Genomic DNA, 25,671 nt, shown 5'->3' on the forward strand with positions numbered 1-25,671 from the left:
ACGAAACTGCCCAGCCGCTTTCGTGCAGAGCCCGGCGCCACGCAGGCCGTTGACTGGCCGATAGGGAGAACTGGATTCAAATGATTCGCCGTACGCTGCCCACCGTTTTTGCTCTGCTGTTCGCCGCGCCATTGCTGGCCGCGCCTGCGGGCCAGCAGACCCTGTTCAACTTCGTTCGCCCCGCCGATGTGGTGCAGGTGGTGACCAATGGTACGGATCTGCCGCAATCCAACGCCGAACAGACAGCCGAGGGCGAGGTGCTGCGTCGCGTCACCTTCACCCCGACGGCGCAACCGAGTCTGCGTCTGACGCCCCAGAGCGGTGCGTGGGACTGGTCGCAGTCCGGGGTGATGAGCCTGCGCATCCAGAGTGCGATGGACTGGGCGCTGACGCTCAACGTGACGATCCAGAGCAACGACGGCAAGACCCTCACCAGTCGCGTCGACCTGCCGGCCGGCCCGGCACAGACCCTGCTGGTGCCGTTGCAGGCCTTTTCGCCGCTGAGCCAGGGCATGCGCGCCGGCCCACCGATGCCCCTGAGCGTGGATGGCCAGCGGGTGCTGCTGGCCAGCAGCGTCGGTGAGCTGGACCGCAAGCAGGTGGTGTCGGTGACCTTGTCGATGGACAAGCCGAAAGTGGCGCAGAACATCCTGCTGGAGCGCTTTGGCGTGCAGAACGGCGATGATGTGATCAAGGCCGCCTACAGCTCGCTGGTCGATGGCTACGGCCAGTCGAACCGCGCCAGGTGGCCGGAGAAGGTCACGTCCGATGAGCAACTCAGGAGTGCGGCCAACCGCGAGGGTCAACAGCTCAAGGGCTGGCTGGCCGAGCGTGAACGCAACGGCCTGGACAAGTTCGGTGGCTGGACCAAGGGCCCGGGCTTCGACGCCACGGGTTTTTTCCGTACCGAGAAGCATGACGGGCGCTGGTATCTGGTGACGCCGGAAGGCCATCCGTTCTATTCCCTCGGGGTCAATACGGTCAGCGCCAGCGACCAGCAGACCTATGTCGAGGGGCGTGAATGGATGTTCGGTGACCTGCCCAGGGACGGCGAGCCCCTGGCCGCCTACTACGGCCAGGGCGATAACAGCGTCGCCCTGGCCTCCAACGCCGGACGTGGATTCAACCGTGGACGCTGGTTCGACTTCTATGGTGCCAACCTGCAACGCACCTACGGCAAGCCTTGCGTCCAGCCCAAGGAGGGTGAGCCGAAGCCGCCGTGCGCCGAAGGCTTCGATGCCAAACGCTGGCAGACGCACACGCTGGACCGACTGCAGGCCTGGGGTTTCAACACCATCGGCAACTGGAGCGATCCGGCCCTGGGCCTGAACGACCGCGTGCCTTACACCCTGCCGCTGTCGATCGTCGGTGACTACGCCAGCATCAGCACCGGTAACGACTGGTGGGGCGGTATGCCCGACCCGTTCGACCCGCGCTTTGCCATGGCGACCGAGCGTGCAGTCGCCATCGCTGCCCGCGATCATCGCGACGACCCGTGGCTGGTGGGCTATTTCGCCGACAACGAGCTGGCCTGGGCCGGCCCTGGCGACGATCCGAAATCCCGCTATGCGCTGGCCTATGGCACCTTGCGCCTGACCACCGACGTGGCCGCCAAACGTGCGTTCCTCAAGCAGTTGCGCGACAAGTATCGCAACCAGCAGGGGCTGTCGAAGGCCTGGGGTGTGGATATCCCGACCTGGGAGCAGATGGAGGACCCGGGCTTCGAGGCGCCGCTGCCGAACCCGGAGCACCCGGAAATCGAGGCTGACCTCAAGTATTTCCAGAAGGTCTTTGCCGATACCTACTTCAAGACCATCTCCGATTCGCTGAAGTGGCACGCCCCCAACCACCTGCTGCTGGGCGGACGCTTTGCCGTCAGTACGCCGGAGGCGGTGGCCTCCTGTGCCCAGTACTGTGACGTGCTGAGCTTCAACTTCTATACCCTGCAACCCCGCGACGGCTACGACTTCGACCAGTTGAAGGCGCTGGACAAGCCGGTGCTGATCACCGAATTCAACTTCGGCTCGCGTGATCGTGGCCCGTTCTGGGGCGGGGTGACCGAGGTGGCGAAGGAAGAGGATCGTGGTCCGGCCTACGCCAACTTCATCAGGCAGGCGGTGAACGAGCCGTCGATCGTCGGTGTGCACTGGTTCCAGTATCTCGATCAGCCGGTGACCGGTCGCCTGCTCGATGGTGAAAACGGTCACTTCGGGTTGGTGGGTATCACCGACGTGCCGTTCCAGGGCTTCGTCGAGAGCGTGCGCAAGAGCAACCTGCAGGCCATCGAGCTGCTGGGCAAGGCCGCGGAGAAAGCCAAGGTCGACGCCCAGCAGAAGGCGGCCAAGGGCATCGACCACGACGACAGTGGCGGCAAGGGCCGCTCCGGCAGCGCCGGCTCGGGTGCCGCCGGGCATGCCGGCGGACACTCGGGCAACGGCCACTGATCGAAAAGACGCCCTGGGCCGACTCAGTGGCGTCTTTTCCTACAGGACGGGTGTGAGAACCGTTCGACCCGTGTCTGTTCCCAAACCCGACAATCGCTGGAACAATGCACGCACTTTGTCAGGCGTTTGCCCGGGGGAATTCAAGGGTGCAGATTCAGGGTCATTTCGAGCTTCAATTCGAGGCGGTTCGCGAGGCGTTCGCGGCCCTCTTCGACGATCCCCAGGAGCGCGGCGCCGCGCTCTGCATCCAGATCGGCGGGGAAACCGTGGTCGATCTCTGGGCCGGCACCGCCGACAAGGACGGTGCCGAGGCTTGGCACAGTGACACCATTGCCAACCTGTTCTCCTGCACCAAGACCTTTACCGCCGTCGCTGCGTTGCAACTGGTGGCCGAGGGCAAGTTGCAGCTGGACGTGCCGGTTGCCCGTTACTGGCCCGAGTTCGCCGCCGCCGGGAAAGAGCACATCACCTTGCGCCAGCTGCTTTGCCATCAGGCCGGCCTGCCGGCCCTGCGCGAGCTGCTGGCACCGGAAGCCCTCTACGACTGGCAGGTGATGGTCGATGCGCTGGCCGCCGAGGCGCCCTGGTGGACGCCCGGTGACGGCCACGGCTATGCGGCGATCACCTATGGCTGGCTGATCGGCGAGCTGTTGCGCCGGGCTGACGGCCGCGGCCCGGGCGAGTCCATCGCCGCGCGGATCGCGCGTCCGTTGGGGCTGGATTTCCATGTCGGCCTGCCGGATGAGGAATTCCACCGGGTGGCGCACATCGCCCGGGGCAAGGGCAATGTCGGTGATGCGGCGGCCCAGCGGCTGCTGCAGGTGACCATGCGCGAGCCGACGGCGATGACCACTCGTGCATTCACCAATCCGCCGTCTATCATGACCAGCACCAACAAACCGGAATGGCGGCGCATGCAGCAGCCGGCGGCCAATGGACACGGCAATGCGCGCAGCCTGGCCGGCTTCTACAGCGGCCTGCTCGATGGCAGCCTGCTGGAAGGAGAAATGCTCGACGAATTGACGCGCGAACACAGCCTGGGCATGGACCGGACCCTGCTGACCCAGACCCGTTTCGGCCTGGGCTGCATGCTGGACCAGCCGGATGTCGCCAACGCCACGTTCGGCCTCGGTGCCAGGGCTTTCGGGCATCCGGGGGCAGGGGGCTCGGTCGGCTTTGCCGATCCGGAGCATGATGTCGCCTTCGGTTTCGTCACCAACACCCTGGGCCCGTACGTTCTGATGGACCCGCGGGCCCAGAAGCTGGTACGGATTCTGGCCGGCTGTCTGTAGAATGCGTGCGCAAAGCCCCAGGTCGGAACCCTGTGGCTTTTCTGCTTTCGAAACGTCTGTTTATACGGCCCTAGGGCCCTTGTAACTACTACTTCATTTTGTGGATCTCCAATGTCATCTAACAAGTCCCTCGCCCTGGCCCTTTGCCTGACCATCACCGGTTGCGCACAAACTCCACAAGATGCAGATGGCGGCCACTGGTGGTCGTTCGGTTCTTCGGACAAGGTGGCCGAGAAGGACGCTGCCCAGGCTTCGACCGGCGCGCCCGCTCCCGCGACGGCCAAGGACGCCAAGGCAGCAGCACCTGCCGCTGCCAAGGCTGACGAGAAGCCGGTGCCACTGGCGACTGCCGTCGCTGCCGCGACCAACCCGACGCCTCCTGCGGAAACCCACTGGTGGTGGCCGTTTGGCGGCTCGAGCAAGGCCAAGGATGCCGACCAGCCGCCGGTCAAGGCCGTGCCGATGCCTGATCCGAAAATCACCCAGGCCTGGCTCGACGACCATGAGCCGCGCCTGCGCGCCGCTATCCAGGACACTTCGCTGAAGCTGGAACGCCGCGAGAACGTGCTGGTGGTGGTGGCCCCGATCGACGGTTTCTACAATCCCAAGCGTCCGGAAATGCTGCTGCCCATCACCCTTGGCCCGTTCTCCAAGGTTGCCAAGGCAGTCGAGTCCGACCCGCAAACCGCAGTACTGGTGCTGGGCCATGGTGACAACGTCCTGGGTACCGAAGCTGCCCAGTCCCTGAGCCAGCAACGTGCCCAGTCCATCGCGGCGATCTTCCGCCTCAGCGGCCTGCAGCGTGATCGCCTGATCCTGCGCGGCATGGGTTCGGTGATGCCACGTGCGGCCAACGACAGCAATGAAGGGCGTGCGCTGAACCGTCGCATGGAAATCATCCTGACTCCGCAGAACACTATGGTGGCCTTGCTGAGCAAGTACAGCATCCCGGCTCCGGCTCCAGTGCCGGCGACCATGGTCGCCGCCCAGGACGTCAAGCCTGCGGCAGCGGCTCCGGCAGCCAAGAAACCGGCTTCAGCCGCCAAGGGCAAGGCCGCCGCGGCCAAGAAAGCTCCGGCCAAGGCTCCGGCGAAAAAGGCTCCGGCCAAGAAAGCTGCGCCAGCCAAGGCGACTGTGGCGAAGAAAGACGCGGCAGCCGACAGCTCGGCCAAGAACTGATTCGCGACCGACCGATCCTGGATTGAAAAGGAAAGCGCCATGACCCAAGCCCTGGCCGATATGCGCCGCGACTACACCCGCGATGGCCTCACCGAGGCCCAGGCCCCGGCCGAGCCGTTCGCGCTGTTCCACCAGTGGTTCGCCGAGGCGGTGAAGACCGAACAGGCACCGGTGGAGGCCAACGCCATGACCCTGGCGACCGTCGACGAGGACGGTCGGCCACATTGCCGCATCCTGTTGCTCAAGGGTCTGGACGAACAAGGTTTTACCTTCTTCACCAACTACGAGAGCGACAAGGGCCGGCACCTGGCGGCGCGGCCGTTCGCGGCCATGACGTTCTTCTGGCCGACCCTGGAGCGCCAGGTGCGGATCGAGGGGCGAGTGGTCAAGGTCTCGCCAGAGGAATCGGATGCCTACTTCCAGGTGCGCCCGCTGGGTAGCCGCCTGGGGGCCTGGGCGTCACCGCAAAGCCGGGTGATCGCCGACCGTGCGGAACTGGAAGGCCTGCTTCAGGCTACCCAGGCCCGGTTCAGCGATACCCAGCCGCATTGTCCGGAGCACTGGGGCGGCTATCGCCTGCTGCCGGAACGCATCGAGTTCTGGCAGGGCCGTGCCAGCCGCCTGCATGACCGCCTCGACTATCGCCTGGCGGGCAATGGCTGGACGCGTTCGCGCCTGGCTCCCTAACCCGGAAACTCTGCAGCGGCGGCTTCCAGCCAACGCTGCAGATCCGGCCGCTTGACCTTCTGCTTCCTGGCATCCTCGAGACGCTGCAGCATGAACTTTTTTCGTGCCTCGTTGTCTGCCGCAAGAGATAATGCGAGGTCACGATCCATCCAACGTCTGGTTTTCACATACAGCCACCCGTGGAAATACAAACCGGCGGCAGTGGTGATGGCGATGATGAAGTAATCCATGACGGTCCTTGTGGCAGGCGGGGCGGGTGTTTTGAAAGCGCGCTACCCTGTGCCCGTTTCTGATGTGCGCCGAGTCTGTACTGGCGCTGAATGAAAGCCATTTTATCCGCAGGCTGTCGTGACAGAGGTCAAGCCGCGGAGTTTAATTGAACAATGTCCTTTTGGAGCTGCCTCCCATGCGTAAGTCTGTTCTGCTGATTGCTTCCTTCTCCACAATGGCCATGCTGCTCGGTGGTTGCACCAACAGCCTGACCGGCGATACCTATTCCCGTGATGAGGCCCGTCGCGTACAGACCATCCGCCTGGGTACCATCGAATCCCTGCGTCCGGTCCAGATCGAAGGCACCAACTCGCCAATCGGTGCCGGTGCCGGTGCGATCGTCGGTGGTGTTGGCGGCAGCGCCATCGGTGGCGGCCGCGGCAGTATCGTCACCGCGGTGATCGGTGCGGTGGCCGGTGGCGTTCTGGGCAACATGGCTGAAAAGGGCCTGACCAAGACCCAGGGCGTGGAAATCACCGTACGTGAAGATGACGGCAGCCTGCGTGCCTACGTGCAGGAAGTGGCGCCGAACGAGATCTTCCGTGTAGGCGAGCGTGTGCGTATCTCCACCGTCGGTGGTACCAGCCGCGTTTCCCACTGATCCCTGCGATCAGGCTGTAACAGAAAACCCCGGCCAGTTTCCTGGCCGGGGTTTTCTTTTGTCCGGAGCGTACCGGTCCGCTCCCTCACGGCGCCTGCCGCTGTAGGAGCAAATCTGCTCCGGCGATGGCAAGTCAGGTTCCCACAGGGTGAGTCTGCTCTTGCAATGGCAAGCCATGTTCCTATGGAAGGGCGCTGCGCCGGCTGGCCATGGCCGTGACCACGTAGCCGATCACTGCCGCGAGAATCGAACCGGTGAGGATACCCATGCGATCCATGCCGGCGTAGTCGCTGCTGCCCGGGATGAAAGCCAGGGAACCGACGAACAGGCTCATGGTGAAGCCGATCCCGCAGAGGACCGCCACACCGAGCAGTTGGCCCCAGTTGGCGCCCTGGGGCAGTGCCGCCATGCCGGCCTTGATCGCCAGCCAGGTCAGGCCGAATACCCCGATGGTCTTGCCGACCAGCAGGCCGGCGGCAATCCCCATCGGTACGTGATGGGTGAAGCTCTCCAGGCTGATGCCCACCAGCGATACACCGGCGTTGGCGAAGGCGAACAGTGGCAGGATGCCGAAGGCCACCCAGGGATGCAGGGCATGTTCCAGGTTCAGCAGGGGTGACGGCTCGGCGTTCTTCGTACGCAGCGGGATGCAGAACGCCAGGGTCACGCCTGCCAGGGTCGCATGGACGCCGCTCTTGAGCACGCAGACCCAGAGAATCAGGCCGATGATCAGGTAGGGGCCGAGATTGATCACCCTCAGGCGATTCATCGCGATCAGGGCCAGCAGGCAGGTACCCGCCAGCAGCAGCGAAAGCTCCGACAACTGGCCGGAGTAGAACATCGCGATGACAATGATCGCCCCGAGGTCATCGATGATCGCCAGGGTCATCAGGAACAGCTTCAGCGACACCGGCACACGCTTGCCCAGCAGGGCCAGTACACCGAGGGCGAAGGCAATATCGGTGGCCATGGGAATCGCCCAGCCATCGAGTGCCGCCGGGTTCTCCCGGTTCATCAGCCAGTAGATCAGCGCTGGCACCACCATGCCGCCAATCGCCGCCGCGCCCGGCAGGACCACCTGCGAAGGCTTGGACAGATGGCCTTCCAGCACCTCACGCTTGACCTCCAGGCCGATCAGCAGAAAGAACAGCGCCATCAGGCCATCGTTGATCCACAGCAGCAGCGGCTTGGCGATCTTCAGGGCGCCAACCTGGGCGACCACCGGAACCTCCAGGAAGCCGTTGTACAGGTGCGACAGCGGTGAGTTGTTGATAATCAGGGCCAGGACTGCAGCGGCAATCAATAACAGACCGCTGGCGGCTTCCAACTGAAAGAACCGTGTGAAAGTGCTACGCAGGGGCAAGGTTCGCCCTCCATCGATGAAGTCAAAAGGTGGGACACCCAAACCCGTAGCCTGAGTTGTTAAAGCAGAACCTGTATTTCTATTTGCGATAACCAGAAAGCTGGGGAATCAACTCATGGCAGCCTAGCAGTTACCTGTGCAAATGCGTCCTCACTGTATCTGTGCCGGTTGTAGGAAAATTCCTATAGTAGCTGCCGGGTGAATCTCTCACCTTGTTCTTTTCGTGGTTTGGCCTTCAGCTATGCGACGCCAGCCCGTCAGCGCCTTCGGGCGTGTCCGTGACAACGAGTAATCCATCATGAGCGATAACCGACAGTGGTCCCGGGAAGCGATCCGGATCATCGAGGCCGATTTCCAGCGCAGTGCCGATACCCACCTGATTCCCCTGCCATTGCCCGGGCTGCCGGGTATCGAATTGTATTTCAAGGATGAGTCCAGCCATCCCACCGGCAGCCTGAAGCATCGCCTGGCGCGCTCGCTGTTCCTCTATGCGCTGTGTAACGGCTGGCTGAAACCGGGAGCGCCGGTGATCGAGGCGTCCAGCGGTTCGACGGCGATCTCCGAGGCCTACTTCGCCCGGCTGCTGGGGCTGCCGTTCATTGCGGTGATGCCGGCAACCACGTCCCAGGAAAAAATCGCGCAGATCGCCTTCTATGGGGGCAAGAGCCATCTGGTACAGGACCCGACGCAGATCTACACCGAGTCCGAACGCCTGGCCCGCGAGAGTGGCGGTCATTTCATGGACCAGTTCACCTATGCCGAGCGGGCCACCGATTGGCGGGCGAACAACAACATTGCCGAATCGATCTTCCAGCAGTTGCGCTTCGAGCGGCATCCTGAGCCGAGTTGGCTGATCTCCAGCCCTGGCACCGGCGGCACCACCGCGACCCTGGGCCGTTACGTGCGCTACCGCCAGCACTGCACCCGGGTACTGTGTGCCGATGCCGAGCGTTCGGTGTTCTTCGAGTATTACCAGAGCGGCGATGCCAGCCTGCGTCTGGACTGCGGTTCGCGGATCGAGGGTATTGGCCGGCCACGGGTCGAGGCGTCGTTCCTGCCCAAGGTCATCGATGCGATGGTCAAGGTGCCGGATGCCCTGTCGCTGGCGGCCATGCACTACCTGGCACGGCGCCTGGGGCGGCGGGTCGGCGGTTCCAGCGGGACCAACCTGATCGGTGCGCTGATGGCGGCACGGCAGATGGTCGAGGCCGGGGAGAGCGGTTCGATCGTGGCGATTCTCTGCGATGGTGGCGAGCGTTATGCCACGACCTATTACGACGAGGCCTGGCTCAAGGCCCAGGGGTATGCCCTGGGTGAGCTGATCGAGCAGGTGGCGGCCACGGTCGAGCGGGGCGAGGCATTGCCCGGGAGCGTTCTGCGCGCGGGGATCTGAGGGTGGCTGGCGGTTGCCAGCCGCGAACCATCAGCTACAGGCTGAACCCGCCATCCAACGGGATGATATTGCCGGTCATATAGGCTCCGGCGGTGCTCGCCAGGCTGATGGCCAGCGCCGCCATCTCTTCCTCGCGGCCCCAGCGTTTCATCGGGATCAGCGCGCAATCCTGCGCCAGGGCCTGTTGGTCCTCGACGATATGCCGGGTCATCCTGCTCGGAAAGCGCCCGGGGGCGATCACGTTGACGTTGATATGCTGGCTCACCAGTTCCCGCGCCAGTATCCGCGACATCTGGTGCAGCGCCGCCTTGCTCGGGCCATAGGCGTAGGCCTGTTCCCCAAAGGAGGCGATACCCGCCACCGAGCCGATGTTGATGATGCGTGCCGGATTCTCTGCCGACCCGGCCCGGCGCAGCAGAGGCAGCAACTGCTGGATGCAGCCGAACACCGCCGTGACGTTCAGTTGCATGACCTTCTCCCAGCCCTTGGCCGGGTAGCTGTCCAGCGGCGCTCCCCAGGTGGTGCCGGCGTTGTTCACCAGAATGTCCAGGTGATCGACGAGCCCCGCCAACTGCGTGGCCAGTTCCATGACGCCCGCTTCGCTGGCCAGGTTGGCAGCCAGGGCATGGCAGCGGCCGAGGGTGCCAAGCTCCGCGGCGGTCTGCCGGCAGGCCTCGGCATCGCGAGCGCAGACATAGACCGTGGCACCGGCCTCGACATAGGCCTTGGCGATCATCCTGCCGATACCACGGGTGCCGCCGGTCACCAGAGCGGTGCGGCCTTGCAGGGAAAAGTAGGGATGCATGGCGAGTCCTGAGCGGGAAAGGGTCGTCATACCCTAGCCGCCGGACTCGGCCAGTGGAGCCATTATTGCCCCGGGGAATGTCGCGTCATGCCCGTGGAACCGGCCGGCCCGCGCCGGCCTGGGTCACTGGCGTACACGCAGGGTCAGGCCCTTGAGGAAGTTGCGCAGCAACTGGTCGCCACAAGGGCGATAGTTGTTGTGGCCGACCTTGCGGAACAGCGCGCTCAGTTCCGGCTTGGAAATCGGGAAATCGACCGACTTGAGGATCGTGTGCAGGTCGTCTTCCTTGAGTTCGAACGCCACCCGCAGTTTCTTCAGGATGATGTTGTTGGTCACCGGCAGTTCGATCGGCAGCGGCGGGCGGCTATCGTCCTTGCCGCGCTTGAAGATCACCAGACCGTCGAGGAAGTGGGCCATGACCTCGTCGGGGCAGTGCACGAAGCCTTCTTCGTCATCCTTTTTCAGGTAGCTGACGATATCGGCCCTGGAGGTTTCGAAACCGGTCAGCCTGATGATATCGGCGAGCTTGGCGTCGCTGATATCGAGCATGTAGCGCACGCTGCGCAGCACATCGTTGTGAATCATGGGGACAGTCCTGGGGGTAGACGCCGCGTATCCGCAGCGGCGTGGAATTTAAAACTTTTCCTTGGGCGACAGGTAGCGCCACTGGCCGACCGGCACCTTGCCGATGGAGACACCGCCGAGACGAATCCGGCGGATGGCCACGACCTGGAGGCCGACGGCTTCGCAAAGCTGGGCGATCAGGCCCGGCTGCGGGTTCTTCAGGGCGAAGCGCAGGCGGTTTTCGTTCTGCCAACTGGCCTTGGCCGCCGGCAGTTCGCGACCCTTGACGGTGATACCGCGGCCAATTCGTTCCAGCCCGTTCTCGCTCATCTGGCCGCTGACTTCGACCACGTACTCCTGCTCGACCTTGGCGATATCCTCGGTCAGCTTGCGCAGGACCTTCCAGTCCTGGGTGAACACCAGCAGGCCGCTGGCATTGGCCTGCAGTTCTGCTGCACTGCTCAGGCGCAGGAAGTGCCCGCGCAACGGGCGCTTGCCGTAGCGGTGCTCCTCGGACAGGCTGGCGGCGCCCAGCAATTGGCGGGCGCTGTCGGTATCGAGGCCGGCGGGCTGGTTCAGCAGCAGGGTCACCGGCTCTGGCGCGGTGGCCTTGGCATTCGGGTCCAGCTCGACCTTCTGGCTGTCGACCTTGAACTGTGGCTCGTCGATGACTTCGCCGTCGACCGTGACCCAGCCACCCTCGATGAACAGCTCGGCCTCCCGGCGGGAGCAGCCGACCAGCTCGATGAGGCGTTTGGAAAGGCGAATGGGTTCAGACATGACAGCGGCCGTAACGAAAAAGGGCTGTCATTGTACCTGCCCGGCCCTCACAGCAGGCGAGTTTGTTTCCCGCTCAGCGTTTCAGTTGCAGGTGCAGCAGTGGATACGGCTGCCCCATACCATCGTGCTCCGAACGCCCGACCACCTCGAAACCCTGTTTGAAGTAGAAGCCGATGGCCTGTGGGTTCTGTTCGTTGACGTCCAGCCGGTCGGCGTTCAGATGGTCGATCGCATACCACAGCAGCAGCTTGCCCAGGCCCTGCCCGCGGTGTGGCGGGGCGATGAAGAGCATCTCCACCTTGCCTGCCGCGACGCCGGCGAAGCCGCTGATCCGCTGGCGTGAATCGCGGGTGCAGATCAGCATCACCGCGTCCAGGTAGCGGGTCAGCACCAGGTTCTTCAGCAGCTCGATGTAGCTGTCCGGGAGAAAATCGTGGGTGGCACGTACGGAGGCTTCCCAGACCTCGGTCAATTCCAGGTAGTCGTTCGGCCTGGGGGGGTAGATGGCTGAGTGCTGGCGCATGTCGCCGTTTCCTTGTCTGACGCGAGGCGGGTCGTTCAGCCAAACGATAGTCGTAAAAAAGCCCCGCATCTCGTGGAAAGAGCGGGGCTTTTCGACTTTTTTACGGCTTACAGGCGCTCGGCCCAGAGATCGTACTCGTCGGCGTCGGTCACCCGGCACCAGATCTTGTCGCCCGGCTTGAGGTCGCCGGCACCGTCGATGAACACGTTGCCGTCGATTTCCGGTGCGTCGAAGAAGCAGCGGCCAACAGCGCCGTTTTCGTCGACTTCGTCGATCAGCACTTCGATTTCCTTGCCGATGCGCTGTTGCAGGCGAGCCGAGCTGATGGCCTGCTGGTGCGCCATGAAACGCTCCCAACGGTCCTGCTTGACCTCGTCCGGGACCACGTCCAGACCCAGGTCATTGGCCGGGGCGCCTTCGACCGGCGAGTACTGGAAGCAGCCGACGCGATCGAGCTGGGCCTCGGTCAGCCAGTCGAGCAGGTACTGGAAGTCTTCCTCGGTTTCGCCGGGAAAGCCCACGATAAAGGTCGAACGGATGATCAGTTCCGGGCAGATCTCGCGCCAGTTCTTGATCCGCGCCAGGGTCTTGTCCTCGAACGCCGGGCGTTTCATGGCCTTGAGCACTTTGGGGCTGGCGTGCTGGAACGGGATGTCCAGGTACGGCAGGATCTTGCCGGCGGCCATCAGCGGGATCAGTTCGTCGACGTGCGGGTACGGGTAGACGTAGTGCAGGCGCACCCAGACGCCCAGGCTGCTCAGGGCTTCGCACAGCTCGGTCATGCGGGTCTTGACCGGGGCGCCGTTCCAGAAGCCGGTGCGGTACTTTACGTCGACGCCGTAGGCACTGGTGTCCTGGGAGATCACCAGCAGTTCCTTGACGCCGGCCTTGACCAGGCGCTGGGCTTCGTCGAGGACGTCACCGACCGGGCGGCTGACCAGCTTGCCGCGCATCGACGGGATGATGCAGAAGCTGCAGCTGTGGTTGCAGCCTTCGGAAATCTTCAGGTAGGCGTAATGGCGTGGGGTCAGCTTGACGCCCTGTGGCGGTACCAGGTCGATCAGCGGGTTGTGGTCCTGGCGTGGCGGCACCACCTCGTGCACCGCGCCAACCACCTGCTCGTACTGCTGCGGGCCGGTCACCGCCAGCACGCTGGGGTGTACCTCGCGGATGTTGCCTTCTTCCACGCCCATGCAGCCGGTGACGATGACCTTGCCGTTTTCCTTGATCGCTTCACCGATCACTTCCAGGGACTCGGCCTTGGCACTGTCGATGAAACCGCAGGTGTTGACCACCACGACATCGGCGTCCTGGTAGGTGGAGACGACGTCATAGCCTTCCATGCGCAGTTGCGTGAGGATGCGCTCGGAGTCCACGAGGGCCTTCGGGCAACCAAGACTTACGAATCCGACCTTGGGATTGGCCGGCGCGGTGGGGGTGGACATGTCTAACCTCGGTTGGGGTGTCAGGTCGTTCGGCGACGCGCAGGGTCGGCGACGACGGGCGCTTGCTGCGCCTCTGATCAAAAAGTGCGCAATTCTAGCGGCGGACGCGGCACTTGAACAGCTTTATGGAGGGAAATGCGACGAGTGCTGCGCTATGCTTCGCCGCGTTGCGCTTCGCTGTTATTTTTTGTTTCAAATTACCGGCAAAAGATTGAGCATCGGCAACGGTAGTAAAAGCAGCGCATGCTGCACTGACATGCTGAACTGAAAAAAGAATAGTGCTTCTTTGAAGAAGCCCCGGTCCGGGTTGTGGGGGAGTAGTTGATGGGTCAGGCAGTGAGTCAGGCGCAAGCCGGGCACCCGGCGGCGAAGCCGCTGGGCATGCTGGTTGCCGCGGTGGGGGTGGTGTACGGCGATATCGGCACCAGCCCGTTGTATACCCTCAAGGAGGTGTTCGCCGGCGGCTACGGGGTTCAGGTCAATCACGATGGCGTCTTCGGGATTCTGGCACTGATTTTCTGGTCGTTGATCTGGGTGGTCTCGATCAAGTACGTGTTGTTCATCCTGCGGGCGGACAACCAGGGTGAGGGCGGGATCATGGCCCTGACCGCGCTGGCGCGAAGCGCGTCGGCGTCCTACCCGCGGTTGCGGGCGATACTGATCATTCTCGGTCTGATCGGCGCGGCGCTGTTTTACGGTGACAGCATGATCACGCCGGCGATCTCGGTGCTGTCGGCGGTGGAGGGCCTGGAGCTGGCTTTCGATGGCCTGGAGCACTGGGTGGTGCCCCTGGCGCTGATTGTGCTGGTGGGGTTGTTCCTGATCCAGAAACACGGCACGGCGAGCATCGGCAAGCTGTTCGGTCCGGTGATGGTCGCCTGGTTCCTGGTGCTGGCGTTCCTGGGGGTGCATGGTATCGCCCAGCATCCGGAGGTGCTCAGCGCGCTGAACCCGATGTGGGGTGTGCGCTTCTTCATCGTGCATCCCGGCATGGGCGTGGCGATCCTTGGCGCCGTGGTGCTGGCGCTGACCGGTGCCGAGGCGCTGTATGCCGACATGGGGCACTTCGGTCGCAAGCCCATCGCCCGTGCCTGGTTCGCCCTGGTGCTGCCGGCGCTGGTACTGAACTATTTCGGCCAGGGTGCCCTGCTGCTGGAGAACCCGGAGGCGGCGCGCAACCCGTTCTACCTGCTGGCACCGTCCTGGGCACTGATCCCGCTGGTGGGACTGTCGACCCTGGCCACGGTGATCGCCTCCCAGGCGGTGATTTCCGGAGCCTTCTCGCTGACCCGCCAGGCGATCCAGCTCGGCTATATCCCGCGCATGTACATCCAGCACACCTCGAGCGCCGAGCAGGGGCAGATCTACATCGGAGCGGTGAACTGGACCTTGATGGTTGGCGTGATCCTGCTGGTGCTCGGTTTCGAATCGTCCAACGCACTGGCTTCGGCCTACGGCGTGGCGGTGACCGGCACCATGCTGATCACCAGTATCCTGGTGTCGGCGGTGATGCTGCTGTTGTGGAAATGGCCACCGATTCTCACCGTGCCGATCCTGGTCGGGTTCCTGCTGGTGGATGGCTTGTTCTTCGCCGCCAACGTGCCGAAGATCGTCCAGGGCGGGGCTTTCCCGGTGCTGGCGGGGATCGTGCTGTTCCTGTTGATGACCACCTGGAAGCGCGGCAAGGAGCTGCTGGTCGATCGCCTCGACGAAGGCGGCCTGCCACTGCCGATCTTCATCGGCAGTATCCGCGTGCAGCCGCCGCACCGTGTGCAGGGTACGGCAGTGTTCCTCACCGCGCGCCCGGATGCGGTGCCCCATGCCTTGCTGCATAACCTGTTGCACAACCAGGTGCTGCACGAGCAGGTTGTGCTGCTGACGGTGGTCTACGAGGATATTCCGCGGGTGCCGGCCCAGCGTCGCTTCGAGGTCGACGCCTATGGCGAGGGCTTCTTCCGGGTCATTCTGCACTTCGGTTTCACCGACGAGCCCGACGTGCCGGAAGCGTTGAAGCTGTGCCATCTCGACGAGCTGGATTTCAGCCCGATGCGTACCACCTATTTCCTCAGCCGCGAGACCGTGATTGCCTCGAAACTGGTCGGCATGGCCCGCTGGCGCGAGTCGCTGTTCGCCTTCATGCTGAAGAATGCCAACGGCAACCTGCGGTTCTTCAAGCTGCCGGTCAACCGGGTGATCGAGCTGGGGACCCAGGTCGAGATGTAATCCTGGAGCATGAAAAAGCCCCCGTTACCTGGCGGTAGCGGGGGCTTTTTCATCGGCCTTGTCCCGTCCTGAATAAGGTTTACACCTTCCATCCCGAAATCCCGGAGAATCAGATGGAGCAAGGTGTAAAGCGCACACAGCGAGATTACTCGCTGTCTTTTAAATTGGCGGTTGTCGATCAGATCGAAAAAGGCGAGCTGACCTACAAGCAGGCCCAAGCGCGGTATGGCATCCAGGGGCGGTCGACGGTTCTGGTATGGTTGCGTAAGCATGGTCGGCAGGATTGGAGCCAGGGGGCCTCAATCCGAGCCGAGAGGAGCTGCGTGATGTCCGATCCCAAGACGCTTACTCCAGAGCAGCGGATCAAAGAGCTTGAGCAGCAGCTTGAGCTGATGAGCCAGAAGGCTCAGTTCTTTGAGAAAGTCGTTGATGTCCTGAAGAATGACTACGGTGTGTCGGTCGTAAAAAAGCGATCCGGCAAGTCCTCTCGCAAGGTCAGGTCGCAGGACTGAGCATTGCCAGGACTTGTCGGTTTCTGGGGATTAGCCGGCAGGCTTACTACAAGCGAAATCGAGCGGCTGACAGCAAAGCACACCAGGCAGATCGGATCGTTGAGTTTGTTCAAAAGGTCCGGATGCGTCAGCCACGACTGGGTACAAGGAAGCTGCACCATCTGCTGCATTGCCAGCCGGATAGGCGGGTCCGAATTGGCCGAGACCGACTATTTCAGGTCTTGGGAGAGCACCGCTTGCTGGTGTTGCCCAAGCGGGCGTACCACAAGACAACGCAAAGCTTTCACCGCTTCTACCGGCATCCCAATCTACTCAAGCCAGGCCCGAATCAGGTGGTCCCTGGAGGGCCGGAGCACGTCTGGGTGGCGGACATTACTTACCTGCCCGCCAGTAGCGGTCCACTGTACCTAAGTCTGGTGACGGATGCGTATTCCAGAAAGATTGTCGGGCACCATGTGCATGAAGGTTTGCATGCGGAGTCTGTTGCCCAGGCCTTTAGACAGGCCCTACGCAAGCGGCGTCGTCGTCAGCCCTTAGTTCATCACTCTGACCGAGGCATCCAGTACTGCTCGGCGCTGTACCAGTCACTTCATCAACGGCACGGAGTTCAGTGCTCGATGACTGACGGATATGACTGCTACCAAAACGCACTTGCTGAGCGCATCAACGGAATCCTCAAAACAGAGTTGCTGTTGAGCAACCCAGAAAATCTGGAGCAGGCGAGGAAGATGGTCGATGAGGCAGTGCAGATCTACAACACAGAACGGCCTCACATGGCCCTGAAAAACAAAACGCCCGATGCGGTGCATAGGGCGTTTTGAGGCCTGTGGGCCTACCTGAACAGGTGTAAACCTATTTCAGGACTAGACACCTGGCTTGAGCCTACTCAGGCTTGTCCTTGTTCTGGCGCTTGTCGATCGCCGCGATCAGGCGCTTGGCCAGTGCCGGATAGTTCTCGTCGAAGTGGTGCCCGCCTGGCAGTTCCATCGGCTCGCCCACGGCGGTCTTGGTGGTGCAGCCGCTTTCGTCGACCTCTTCCTTGCCGTAGATGCACAGCACCTTGGCTGCTGGCAGCCTGGCCATGTCGGGGCCGGTGTCCAGCTCCATGCCGGCCTTGCCCAGCCAGCCGTCGACGTGGATCTCGAAGCTGCCGCTGCGGGCGAAGGCCAGCAGGATAATCGCGTCCACCCGCTGTTGTTCGGCTTCCGGCAGGTGGTTGTAGATCGCCGGCAGTACGTCCGCGCCAAACGAGTAACCGGTCAGCACGAAGCGCTTGGTGCCCCATTTCTGCCGGTAGTGCTGCATCAGTTCGGTCAGGTCGACGGCGCTCTGTTCCGGGCTCTTGTGTTGCCAGTAGTAGCGCAGGGTGTCGATGCCGACCACCGGGTAGCCCATCTTCGCCATTTCGCCGGCGACGTCACGGTCCAGGTCGCGCCAGCCACCGTCGCCGGAAAGGAACAGGGTCACGGTGTCGGTGGTCTGGCCGGCCGGCACCTCGACCACCGGGATCGCCAGGCCGCCGTTCTCGTTGCCCACCAGCATCTTGCGCAGTTCGTTGTTCAGGACCTGCGGCAGATGGATGTCGTAGTCGCTGATGCTGGTCTCGGCGTTGGGTTGATCGCGCACGAAGGCCGCGCTCGGATCGTCCGGGCCGTCGTTCCAGGCCACCAGCCAGTGGCCATGGGCCGCGGTTTTCGGTACCGGCGTGCTGCAGCCCGGCTGCTCGAGGGTGAAACCGACCGAGATGGCCTGGGCCTTGTCGTTGCTCTGGCTGGCCAGCCAGTTCCAGGCCAGGGAGGCGCCGGGGCCGATGCCGGTGACCACGGTGGCGGGACCGTTCAACTGCTTCATCGCCGCGTCGAGTGCAGCCTGCTGCAGCTTGCAGTCGTCCTTGGGCAGGATCACCTGGACGATCTGCGCTGCGCCGCCGCGGCTCAGGGCCGCCAGTTGCTTGTCGCTCAGGGCGTCTTCGGCGAGGGTGGCGACGATGACCTGGGCCTTCGGCGAGGTTCCCGGGATCAGGCGGGTAAGGGGCGAGCCATCGGCCTGGCTCAGGTGTTCGAGGGTGGGTTCCGGAGCGGGGCGGTTCCAGAACCAGTAGCCGGCGCCCGCGAGCGCGACCAGGACCACCACCATTGCCAGCAACAACCGCCAGGAGCGTCGAATCATCAGCGTTTCACCAATCCAGTCAAGCCACCCGCGATCAGGGCAGCGGTATCGGCCAGGGCGACCAGCGGATCGAGTCCGGCTGGTACGGCCATGTAACGGGGTTCCCAGTCAGGCTGGAACTTGTCCTTGAAGCGGCGCAGCCCCTGGAAGTTGTAGAGCTGCTCGCCGCGCTGGAACACCATCGAGCCCAGGCGCTGGGTCAGTGGCGCACCCCGCCGCGGTTGCAGGCCGGAGAGCGGCACCATGCCAAGGCTGAAGCGGGCATAGCCCTGCTGCTTGTAGTGCTGGATCAGGCCGACCATCAGGAACTCCATGGTCAGCTTCGGTGCATCGGGGTGCGAGCGCATCAGGTCGAGGCTGGCCAGCTCGTGGCTGTGGGTCTCGAGCAGGTTGGCGAACGCCACCGGGCGACCTTCGAAGTGGATGATCGCCACCCGGAAGTGATTGATGTAGTCCGTGCTGAAGCGGCCCAGGGAGAAGCCTTTCTCGCGGACGTTCTTGCCGGTCAGCCAGGCGTCGGAGATCACCTTGAGCTCGTCCATCGGCGCCTGTCCCGGCTCGTAGATCTCCAGGGACAGGCCGTCGCGGCTGCCACGGTTCCAGGTGTAGCGCAGGTCCTTCATCTCCTTGCCCTTGGACTCGAGGTCGAAGCGCTTGAGATCGACCCGGGCCTCTTCGCCGAGCTTGATGGCGGTCAGGCCGATGTCCATGTAGTACGGCAGGTTTTCGGCGCGAACCTGATAGAACACCGGACGGGCGTGATGGGTGTCGCACAGGTCGCGGAACTGCCAGATCAGTTCGGCACGCTGGCGCGCCGGGCCGATCGGGTCGTACAGCGCCACCAGGCTGCGGCCGCGGCGGGCATACATGAGGAAGGCGGTATCGCTGGGGTGGAACAGGAACGCCTTGTCGCCGGTCAGCGCCAGGCCGCCGTCGGGCTGGTCGGAGGCCAGCAGGATCTTGTGGGCGCGCTCCAGTTCTTCGGCATTGGGCTGATGGATCACCGGGCGTTCGGTACGCAGCAACCACGTCAGCGAGACCACCACCAGCAGCACGGCGGCGCCCAGCAACGAGCGCAGGCCACGGGGGGCGTCACCATCCAGTGCGAACTGCCACCACAGTTCATGGCTGTAGGGCACGTCCTGGTAGGCGAACAGCAGCAGCCATACCGACGCGCCGAGTACACACAGGCTGGCCACCAGGTACAGCGGCGAGAACGGCAGTTCGGTCAGGCGGCTGGGGCGGTAGAAGGAGCGGCGGAACATGCCCAGCAGGCAGGCGGTGGCCGTCAGCATGCTGGCTTCTTCCCAGTCGAAGCCCTTGAGCAGCGAAAGCAGGGCGCCGACCAGCAGCAGGATCATGGTCAACATCCAGGCGGCCGACAGGCGCCGGCGCAGGCCCTGGGCCAGCAGCAGGCAGAGTACGCCGACCAGGCTGGCACCGAAGTGCGAGGCGTCGATCAGGCGGTCCGGCACCAGGAAGTCGATACCTTCCAGGCGGGTGTCGATTTCCGGGGTGGCGCCGGAGAACAGCAGGGCCACACCGGAGAGGAAGACCAGTACCGCGAGGATCGGCGCGGCCAGGCCGGAGGCCACGCGCATGCTCTGGCGCGTGGCGATCAGGCGCTGGGCTTCGGTGCTCAGCAGCGCCAGGCAGGCCAGCAGCAGCGGCAGCAGTACATAGATCAGACGATACAGCAGCAGCGCCGCAGCCAGTGGTGCCGCGCCCAGTTCATTGGTGAAGGCGGCCAGCAGGATCGCTTCGAACACCCCGACACCGCCGGGCACGTGGCTCAGTACCCCGGCCGCCAGCGCCAGCAGGTAGACCAGCAGGAAGGCACCGAACGGCGGCGCCTCCGGCAGCAGCAGATAGAGCACGGTGGCCGCCGCCGCCACGTCCAGGGCGGTGATGACCAGTTGCAGCAGGGTCAGGCGCGCACTGGGCAGGCGCAGGGTCCGGCGGCCGACCTTGACCAGCAGATTGTTCGGAATCGGTTGTTCCGGCAGGCGACGGCGATAGATGCCCAGCGCCAGCAGTGCGGACAGACCGAGGATGGCAACGGCGATGCCGCCCAGCAGATAGGGCGGCAGGTGCAGGGCCTGGGAGGCCGCCGGCAGGTTGCTCAGGGTCGCCAGGGCAGCCAGCGGTGGCAGGGCGCAGCCCAGCGACAGGCTGGCGAACAGGGTCATCCGTGCGACTTCGGCGGCGCCCAGGCCATTGCGGGCGTAGAGACGGTAGCGGACCGAACCGCCGGAGAGCAGCGACAGGCCGATGGCATTGCCGATGGCGAAGGCAGTGAAGCCGCCGAGCATCAGGGTCTTGCCTGGCAGTTGGACATCCGCGTAGCGGCTGGCGGACCACTCATAGCCGAGCAGGATGAGGAAGCCGATGGCGGTGGCCGCCACCGCTCCGCCCAGGGCCGGCTTGGGCACGCTCATGATCGAGTCGTGCAGTGCATCCAGGTCCAGCTCCATCAGCAGATGGCGACAGGCGACCAGGGCAATGGCGAACAGCAGCAGGGTGACGGCCAGGCCGACGGATTGGCGATATTTGCTCAACAGATCCAGCCAGCGCAAACGGGTGGCTGCAATCGGGTGTGTCGCTGTGACGGAGTCTTGTGGTTCAGACGAGTTGGCGCGCATCAATCACCTCTAGGATTGTGCGCGACAGGATGGAGGTATCCAGCCAAGTTACCAATCCCTATGGACAAAATAATTACAAATATTAACGCGTCTCGCCGCTTTGCGGCGACCCACGCCCCGGGGCTTTTGTAGAGGAAGTTTGTTGCGAATTCAGCATAGCCTGTGCAGCGATTGACTCCGATTTCCGTCGAGGGTTCGTGCGGTTGGCTGGAAGGACTTTTTCGACGGATACAAAAAAGGCCACTCTTTCGAGTAGCCTTTTCTGATATTTGGTTGCGGGAGCCGGATTTGAACCGACGACCTTCGGGTTATGAGCCCGACGAGCTACCAGGCTGCTCCATCCCGCGTCAGTGAGGCGGCATTCTACAGTCGAACGGCGCGCTGTCAACCATTAATGGTCCGAAAGGTCAAAAAAATGCAGAAATGCCGGGAATGACTCCATGGCTTCCATAAGCCTCAGGCAGCCAAGGCTTTTTTGAATCGAAGGGGAGTGGTGCTGGGTAGAAATAGCCAGAAACAAAAAAGGCCATATCTTTCGATATGGCCTTTCCTGATGTTTGGTTGCGGGAGCCGGATTTGAACCGACGACCTTCGGGTTATGAGCCCGACGAGCTACCAGGCTGCTCCATCCCGCGTCTGATGTGGCAGCATTCTACAGATCTGTGCGGGTCTGTCAAATCCTAATTTCAAAAAACCTCTTTATTGTTCAACTGCTTAGCCTCTCCCGACAGGCTTTGAGGTAGCTCGGGGCCATGCCAGGCAAGGGTTTCAGCTCTATTGTGGTCGAAGCGTCGATTGAAAAAATAAATTCATTGGGGCTGATCCGCACAATCTGCGAAGGAGGTGCAAACTACTGGTGCTATATACAGTTACTGGTGCGATACTGGCGCTCTATGGCATCCGCTTCCAGACCTGTCCTACATGACGCAACGCAAAATCATTCACGTCGACTGTGATTGCTTCTACGCCGCCATCGAGATGCGTGACGATCCGAGCCTGGCAGGCAGGCCAATGGCGGTGGGCGGTTCGGCGGAACGCCGGGGGGTGATCGCCACCTGCAATTACGAGGCGCGGGCATTCGGTGTGCGTTCGGCGATGTCCTCGCGGCATGCCCTGGGGCTGTGTCCGGACCTGCTGATCGTGAAGCCGCGGATGGAGGTGTACAGGGAGGTTTCGAAGGAAATCCAGGGGATCTTCCGCGACTATACCGACCTGATCGAGCCGTTGTCGCTCGACGAGGCCTATCTCGATGTTTCCGACAGCCCGCACTTTGCCGGCAGTGCGACGCGCATCGCCCAGGATATCCGGCGACGGGTCTCCCGGCAGTTGCACATCACGGTCTCGGCAGGTGTTGCACCGAACAAGTTCCTGGCGAAAATCGCCAGCGACTGGAGAAAACCCGATGGGCTGTTCGTGATCACGCCCGACCAGGTGGAGGACTTTGTCGCCGAGCTGCCGGTGAGCAAGCTGCATGGCGTCGGCAAGGTCACGGCACAGAAGCTGGAGCGGCTGGGGATCGTCGACTGCCTGCAGTTACGCGAGTGGGGCAAGTTGGCCCTGGTGCGCGAGTTCGGCAGTTTTGGCGAGCGTCTCTGGGGGCTGGCGCGGGGCATCGACGAGCGTCTGGTGCAAAACGACAGTCGGCGGCAGTCGATCAGCGTGGAAAACACCTATGACACCGATCTGCCCGATCTTGAGCATTGCCTGGAAAAACTGCCGGAATTGATGGAGACCCTGGCCGGACGCATGGCGCGGCTGGACAGCAGCTATCGACCGGGCAAGCCGTTCGTCAAGGTGAAGTTCCACGACTTCACCCAGACCACCCTGGAGCAGGCCGGGGCCGCGCGGGATCTGGAGAGCTACCGGCAGCTGCTCAGCCAGGCGTTCGCCCGGGGTGGCAAGCCTGTTCGCCTGTTGGGAATTGGCGTGCGCCTGCAGGATCTGCGCGGCGGGCATGAGCAACTGGAACTGTTCAGTCGTTGAAGGGCCCGCCTCGCAGAAGCGGGGCCCCCGATCGACTCAAATAGCCCCGGGATCGGCTACCAGGCGTCCGGCGTTCCTGGTCAGCGACTTGAGGAACTCACGCTGCAACTCGGGATCGTTGCGGGTCAGCTCGATCAGGCTCTGTTCCAGCTCGCTGGCTTCCTCTTCCAGACCCAACTCCGACAGGCGCTTGACCCGATGCACCCACTGGCTGACATCGTCGCCCTCGAGGTCGTCGTAGATCAGCGCGTGTGCCTCGACCAGCTTGCCGCGCAGCTTGCTGCTGATGGACAGGCTCGAGTCGGAATGGATCTGGTCCTGGGTGTCCTCGACCCGAATCGTCAGGCTGCCGATTCGGTTCAGGTCCTGCTCGGCAAACGGACTGTCGAGCAGGTTCAGGCGCAGGACGCCGTGGCGGTCGGTGGTCAGTTCGTAGGTCTGGCGACCGGCGATCACCTCGACCGGACGCTCGGCCCAGGGCAGGCTCGAGTATTCCATGCGCTTGTCGCGCTGGACTTCCTCGATGGCGGCCAGGTTCTGCTGCGCCCGGCCATGGGACTGCATGTTCATGAACGGGTTGAGGCCGTCGACACCGTAGCTCAGCCAGTCGCGGGTCACGCTGGTGGGCAGGGAGCCGAGGGCGAACACGTTGACCACGTTGGCGCCGATGCCACCGACCAGCGCCACGGCGCCCAGCGGTATCTCGTAGGCCTTGCGCCAGGGCTGGTAGGGTGTATAGCGGTCGTAGCGACGGGTGACATCGAACTCGGTGACCTCGAAGGTCTTCTGTTCGTGGATCCGTACGCGACGCTGTGGCAATTCGAGGATCTTCGGCTCGCCGACATCGATCTGCAGGCTGTGTGCGAGCAGTTTGCGCTCGACGCGTTCCTCGTGCTCGCTGCGCTGTGACATCGGGTTGGCACAGCCGGCCAGCAGCAGGGCGCCGCACAAGGCGGCGCCCCCTAGGGTCAAGGTACTTCGACTGGACATGAGGGCTCTATCCGGGTTCAGCGACGGATACGGGCCTGGAGGAACGACAGGACGTCGGCAACCGGCAGCACCTGCGCCTCGCTCTCGGTACGGCTCTTGTATTCCAGGTTGCCTTCGGCCAGGCCACGGTCGCTGACCACGATCCGGTGAGGGATGCCGATCAGCTCCATGTCGGCGAACTTGATGCCCGGGCTGGTCTTCTTGTCGCGGTCGTCCAGCAGCACCTCGAAACCGGCAGCAGTCAGCTCGGCGTAGAGCTTGTCGGTGGCTTCGCGAACCTGCTCGGTCTCGTAGCGCAGCGGTACCAGGGCGATCTGGAAGGGCGCGAGGCTGTCGCTCCAGATGATGCCGTTGTCATCGTTGTTCTGCTCGATGGCCGCTGCCACCACGCGGGATACGCCGATGCCGTAGCAGCCCATGGTCAGGGTGACCGGCTTGCCGTTCTCGCCCAGCACCTGGCACTTCATCGCTTCGCTGTACTTGGTGCCCAGCTGGAAGATGTGCCCGACTTCGATGCCGCGCTTGATTTCCAGGGTGCCCTTGCCGTCCGGGCTCGGATCGCCGGCGACGACGTTACGCAGGTCGGCGACGGTCGGTACGGGCAGGTCACGCTCCCAGTTCACGCCGAAGTAGTGCTTGTCGTCGATGTTCGCGCCGATCCCGAAGTCGCTCATCAGGGCGACCGAACGGTCGATGATGATCGGCAGTGGCAGGTTCAGCGGGCCGAGGGAGCCGGCGCCGGCGCCGATGGCGTCACGCAGTTCGGCGTCGGAGGCCATGACCAGCGGGCTGGCGACGCCAGGCTGGTTGGCGGCCTTGATTTCGTTCAGTTCGTGGTCGCCACGGACGATCAGGGCAATCAGCTTGCCTTCTTCCTCTGCGTGGACGATCAGGGTCTTGACGGTCTTTTCGATCGGCAGGTTGTAGCCTTCCACCAGTTGCGCGATGGTTTTCGCGTCCGGGGTGTCGACCAGGCGCAGCTCCTCGGTCGGTGCGGGGCGCGAGGTTTCGCGAGGTACTGCCTCGGCCTTCTCGATGTTCGCCGCGTAGTCGGAGCCGTTGCTGAAGACGATATCGTCTTCGCCGGACTCGGCCAGTACGTGGAACTCGTGGGAACCGGCACCGCCGATCGAGCCGTTGTCGGCTTCCACCGGACGGAAGCGCAGGCCCAGGCGGGTGAAGATGTTGCAGTACGCCTGGTGCATGCGGTCGTAGGTGACCTGCAACGACGCCTGGTCGGCGTGGAAGGAGTACGCGTCCTTCATGATGAATTCACGGCCGCGCATCAGGCCGAAGCGTGGACGGATTTCGTCCCGGAACTTGGTCTGGATCTGGTACAGGTTGATCGGCAACTGCTTGTAGCTGCTCAACTCGTTGCGGCACAGATCGGTGATCACTTCCTCATGGGTCGGGCCGGCGCAGAAATCGCGGTCATGGCGGTCCTTCAGGCGCAGCAGCTCGGGGCCGTACTGTTCCCAGCGGCCGGATTCCTGCCACAGTTCGGCTGGCTGGATACCCGGCATCAACACTTCCAGGGCGCCGGCCGCGTCCATTTCCTCGCGCACGATGGCCTCGACCTTGCGCATCACGCGCAGGCCCATGGGCAGCCAGGTGTACAGGCCGGAGGCGAGTTTACGGATCATCCCGGCGCGCAGCATCAGCTGGTGGCTGATCACGACCGCATCGGAAGGCGTTTCTTTCAGTGTGGCGAGCAAATATTGACTGGTGCGCATGAATTGGCCGTTGTCGGTGCTTATGACTGGAAATGACGGAGCATTGTACGGGCGGGATACGGCGGCGTACAGG

Annotated in this window: 20 protein-coding genes and 2 tRNA genes; 9 read left to right on the top strand and 13 right to left on the bottom strand. The window is 63.3% G+C overall.

What is annotated here, in order from left to right; all coding sequences use genetic code 11:
• The first annotated feature begins 80 nt into the window (after positions 1–80).
• The 4 genes from ACM62G_RS18250 (at position 81) to pdxH (ending at position 5,602) form a co-directional block, all read left to right on the top strand.
• A complete protein-coding gene (locus ACM62G_RS18250; RefSeq protein ID WP_419735294.1) occupies positions 81–2,444 on the top strand; it encodes a beta-galactosidase in 2,364 nt (787 codons plus the stop codon).
• A gap of 146 nt (positions 2,445–2,590) precedes the next feature.
• A complete protein-coding gene (locus tag ACM62G_RS18255) occupies positions 2,591–3,736 on the top strand; it encodes a serine hydrolase domain-containing protein (RefSeq protein WP_054061641.1) in 1,146 nt (381 codons plus the stop codon).
• Between the two features lie 111 nt (positions 3,737–3,847).
• Entirely contained in the window at positions 3,848–4,915 is a 1,068-nt protein-coding gene (locus ACM62G_RS18260) for an OmpA family protein (RefSeq protein ID WP_273820225.1), read from the top strand.
• Positions 4,916–4,954: 39 nt separating this feature from the next.
• Positions 4,955–5,602, top strand: coding sequence for a pyridoxamine 5'-phosphate oxidase (gene pdxH / locus ACM62G_RS18265; RefSeq protein ID WP_054056640.1), 648 nt, complete (start codon positions 4,955–4,957; stop codon positions 5,600–5,602).
• On the opposite strand, the gene ACM62G_RS18270 is transcribed toward pdxH, so the two are convergent.
• Positions 5,599–5,832 (bottom strand): hypothetical protein, encoded by a 234-nt coding sequence (locus tag ACM62G_RS18270; protein ID WP_419735295.1) that lies wholly within the window; start codon positions 5,830–5,832, stop codon positions 5,599–5,601. The genes pdxH and ACM62G_RS18270 overlap by 4 nt on opposite strands.
• A 176-nt stretch (positions 5,833–6,008) precedes the next feature.
• Here ACM62G_RS18270 and ACM62G_RS18275 point away from each other — a divergent pair, with 176 nt between their 5' ends.
• Entirely contained in the window at positions 6,009–6,473 is a 465-nt protein-coding gene (locus ACM62G_RS18275) for a glycine zipper 2TM domain-containing protein (RefSeq protein ID WP_010450521.1), read from the top strand.
• Positions 6,474–6,654: 181 nt separating this feature from the next.
• Here ACM62G_RS18275 and nhaA read toward each other — a convergent pair whose 3' ends face one another.
• Positions 6,655–7,836 (bottom strand): Na+/H+ antiporter NhaA, encoded by a 1,182-nt coding sequence (gene nhaA / locus ACM62G_RS18280; RefSeq protein ID WP_273820229.1) that lies wholly within the window; start codon positions 7,834–7,836, stop codon positions 6,655–6,657.
• 295 nt (positions 7,837–8,131) lie between these two features.
• Between nhaA and ACM62G_RS18285 the strand changes: the two genes are divergently transcribed.
• A complete protein-coding gene (locus ACM62G_RS18285) occupies positions 8,132–9,229 on the top strand; it encodes a PLP-dependent cysteine synthase family protein (RefSeq protein ID WP_419737536.1) in 1,098 nt (365 codons plus the stop codon).
• Positions 9,230–9,263: 34 nt separating this feature from the next.
• On the opposite strand, the gene ACM62G_RS18290 is transcribed toward ACM62G_RS18285, so the two are convergent.
• The 5 genes from ACM62G_RS18290 to rimO form a co-directional block, all read right to left on the bottom strand.
• A complete protein-coding gene (locus tag ACM62G_RS18290; RefSeq protein WP_419735296.1) occupies positions 9,264–10,034 on the bottom strand; it encodes an SDR family oxidoreductase in 771 nt (256 codons plus the stop codon).
• A 123-nt stretch (positions 10,035–10,157) separates the two neighbouring features.
• Positions 10,158–10,619: a DUF1456 family protein gene (locus tag ACM62G_RS18295; protein ID WP_419735297.1), complete on the bottom strand. Its 462-nt coding sequence runs from the start codon at positions 10,617–10,619 to the stop codon at positions 10,158–10,160.
• A 48-nt stretch (positions 10,620–10,667) separates the two neighbouring features.
• A complete protein-coding gene (locus tag ACM62G_RS18300) occupies positions 10,668–11,378 on the bottom strand; it encodes an rRNA pseudouridine synthase (protein ID WP_273820233.1) in 711 nt (236 codons plus the stop codon).
• Between the two features lie 73 nt (positions 11,379–11,451).
• Positions 11,452–11,901, bottom strand: coding sequence for a GNAT family N-acetyltransferase (locus tag ACM62G_RS18305; protein ID WP_273820234.1), 450 nt, complete (start codon positions 11,899–11,901; stop codon positions 11,452–11,454).
• Positions 11,902–12,008: 107 nt separating this feature from the next.
• Positions 12,009–13,346 (bottom strand): 30S ribosomal protein S12 methylthiotransferase RimO, encoded by a 1,338-nt coding sequence (gene rimO, locus ACM62G_RS18310; RefSeq protein WP_054056648.1) that lies wholly within the window; start codon positions 13,344–13,346, stop codon positions 12,009–12,011.
• 324 nt (positions 13,347–13,670) lie between these two features.
• Between rimO and ACM62G_RS18315 the strand changes: the two genes are divergently transcribed.
• Positions 13,671–15,569 (top strand): potassium transporter Kup, encoded by a 1,899-nt coding sequence (locus tag ACM62G_RS18315; protein WP_054056649.1) that lies wholly within the window; start codon positions 13,671–13,673, stop codon positions 15,567–15,569.
• Positions 15,570–15,682: 113 nt separating this feature from the next.
• Positions 15,683–16,902 (top strand): IS3 family transposase gene (locus ACM62G_RS18320; RefSeq protein ID WP_419735298.1). Its coding sequence is split into 2 segments (ribosomal slippage): positions 15,683–16,031 and positions 16,031–16,902, totalling 1,221 coding nucleotides; the frame shifts between segments, so codons are not numbered across the junction.
• Between the two features lie 61 nt (positions 16,903–16,963).
• Here the strand turns inward: ACM62G_RS18320 and ACM62G_RS18325 are convergent.
• From ACM62G_RS18325 to ACM62G_RS18340, 4 genes are all read right to left on the bottom strand, one after another.
• Positions 16,964–18,250, bottom strand: a complete 1,287-nt coding sequence (locus tag ACM62G_RS18325) for a virulence factor family protein (protein ID WP_419735299.1) — start codon at positions 18,248–18,250, stop codon at positions 16,964–16,966.
• Positions 18,250–20,892, bottom strand: a complete 2,643-nt coding sequence (gene mprF / locus ACM62G_RS18330) for a bifunctional lysylphosphatidylglycerol flippase/synthetase MprF (RefSeq protein ID WP_419735300.1) — start codon at positions 20,890–20,892, stop codon at positions 18,250–18,252. The genes ACM62G_RS18325 and mprF overlap by 1 nt, the downstream gene beginning before the upstream one ends.
• Positions 20,893–21,162: 270 nt before the next feature.
• Positions 21,163–21,239, bottom strand: a tRNA-Met gene (locus ACM62G_RS18335).
• A gap of 211 nt (positions 21,240–21,450) precedes the next feature.
• A tRNA-Met gene (locus ACM62G_RS18340) sits at positions 21,451–21,527 on the bottom strand.
• Between the two features lie 286 nt (positions 21,528–21,813).
• Between ACM62G_RS18340 and dinB the strand changes: the two genes are divergently transcribed.
• Complete coding sequence (gene dinB, locus ACM62G_RS18345; protein WP_419735301.1) at positions 21,814–22,875, top strand: DNA polymerase IV; 1,062 nt, start codon at positions 21,814–21,816, stop codon at positions 22,873–22,875.
• A 36-nt stretch (positions 22,876–22,911) separates the two neighbouring features.
• On the opposite strand, the gene ACM62G_RS18350 is transcribed toward dinB, so the two are convergent.
• Positions 22,912–23,865, bottom strand: a complete 954-nt coding sequence (locus ACM62G_RS18350) for a hypothetical protein (RefSeq protein WP_419735302.1) — start codon at positions 23,863–23,865, stop codon at positions 22,912–22,914.
• A 17-nt stretch (positions 23,866–23,882) separates the two neighbouring features.
• A complete protein-coding gene (locus ACM62G_RS18355) occupies positions 23,883–25,598 on the bottom strand; it encodes a proline--tRNA ligase (RefSeq protein WP_054060934.1) in 1,716 nt (571 codons plus the stop codon).
• Between the last annotated feature and the right edge of the window lie 73 nt (positions 25,599–25,671).

It is taken from the genome of Pseudomonas sp. COR18 (assembly GCF_048568395.1).
Classification (GTDB): Bacteria; Pseudomonadota; Gammaproteobacteria; order Pseudomonadales; family Pseudomonadaceae; genus Aquipseudomonas; species Aquipseudomonas fuscovaginae_B.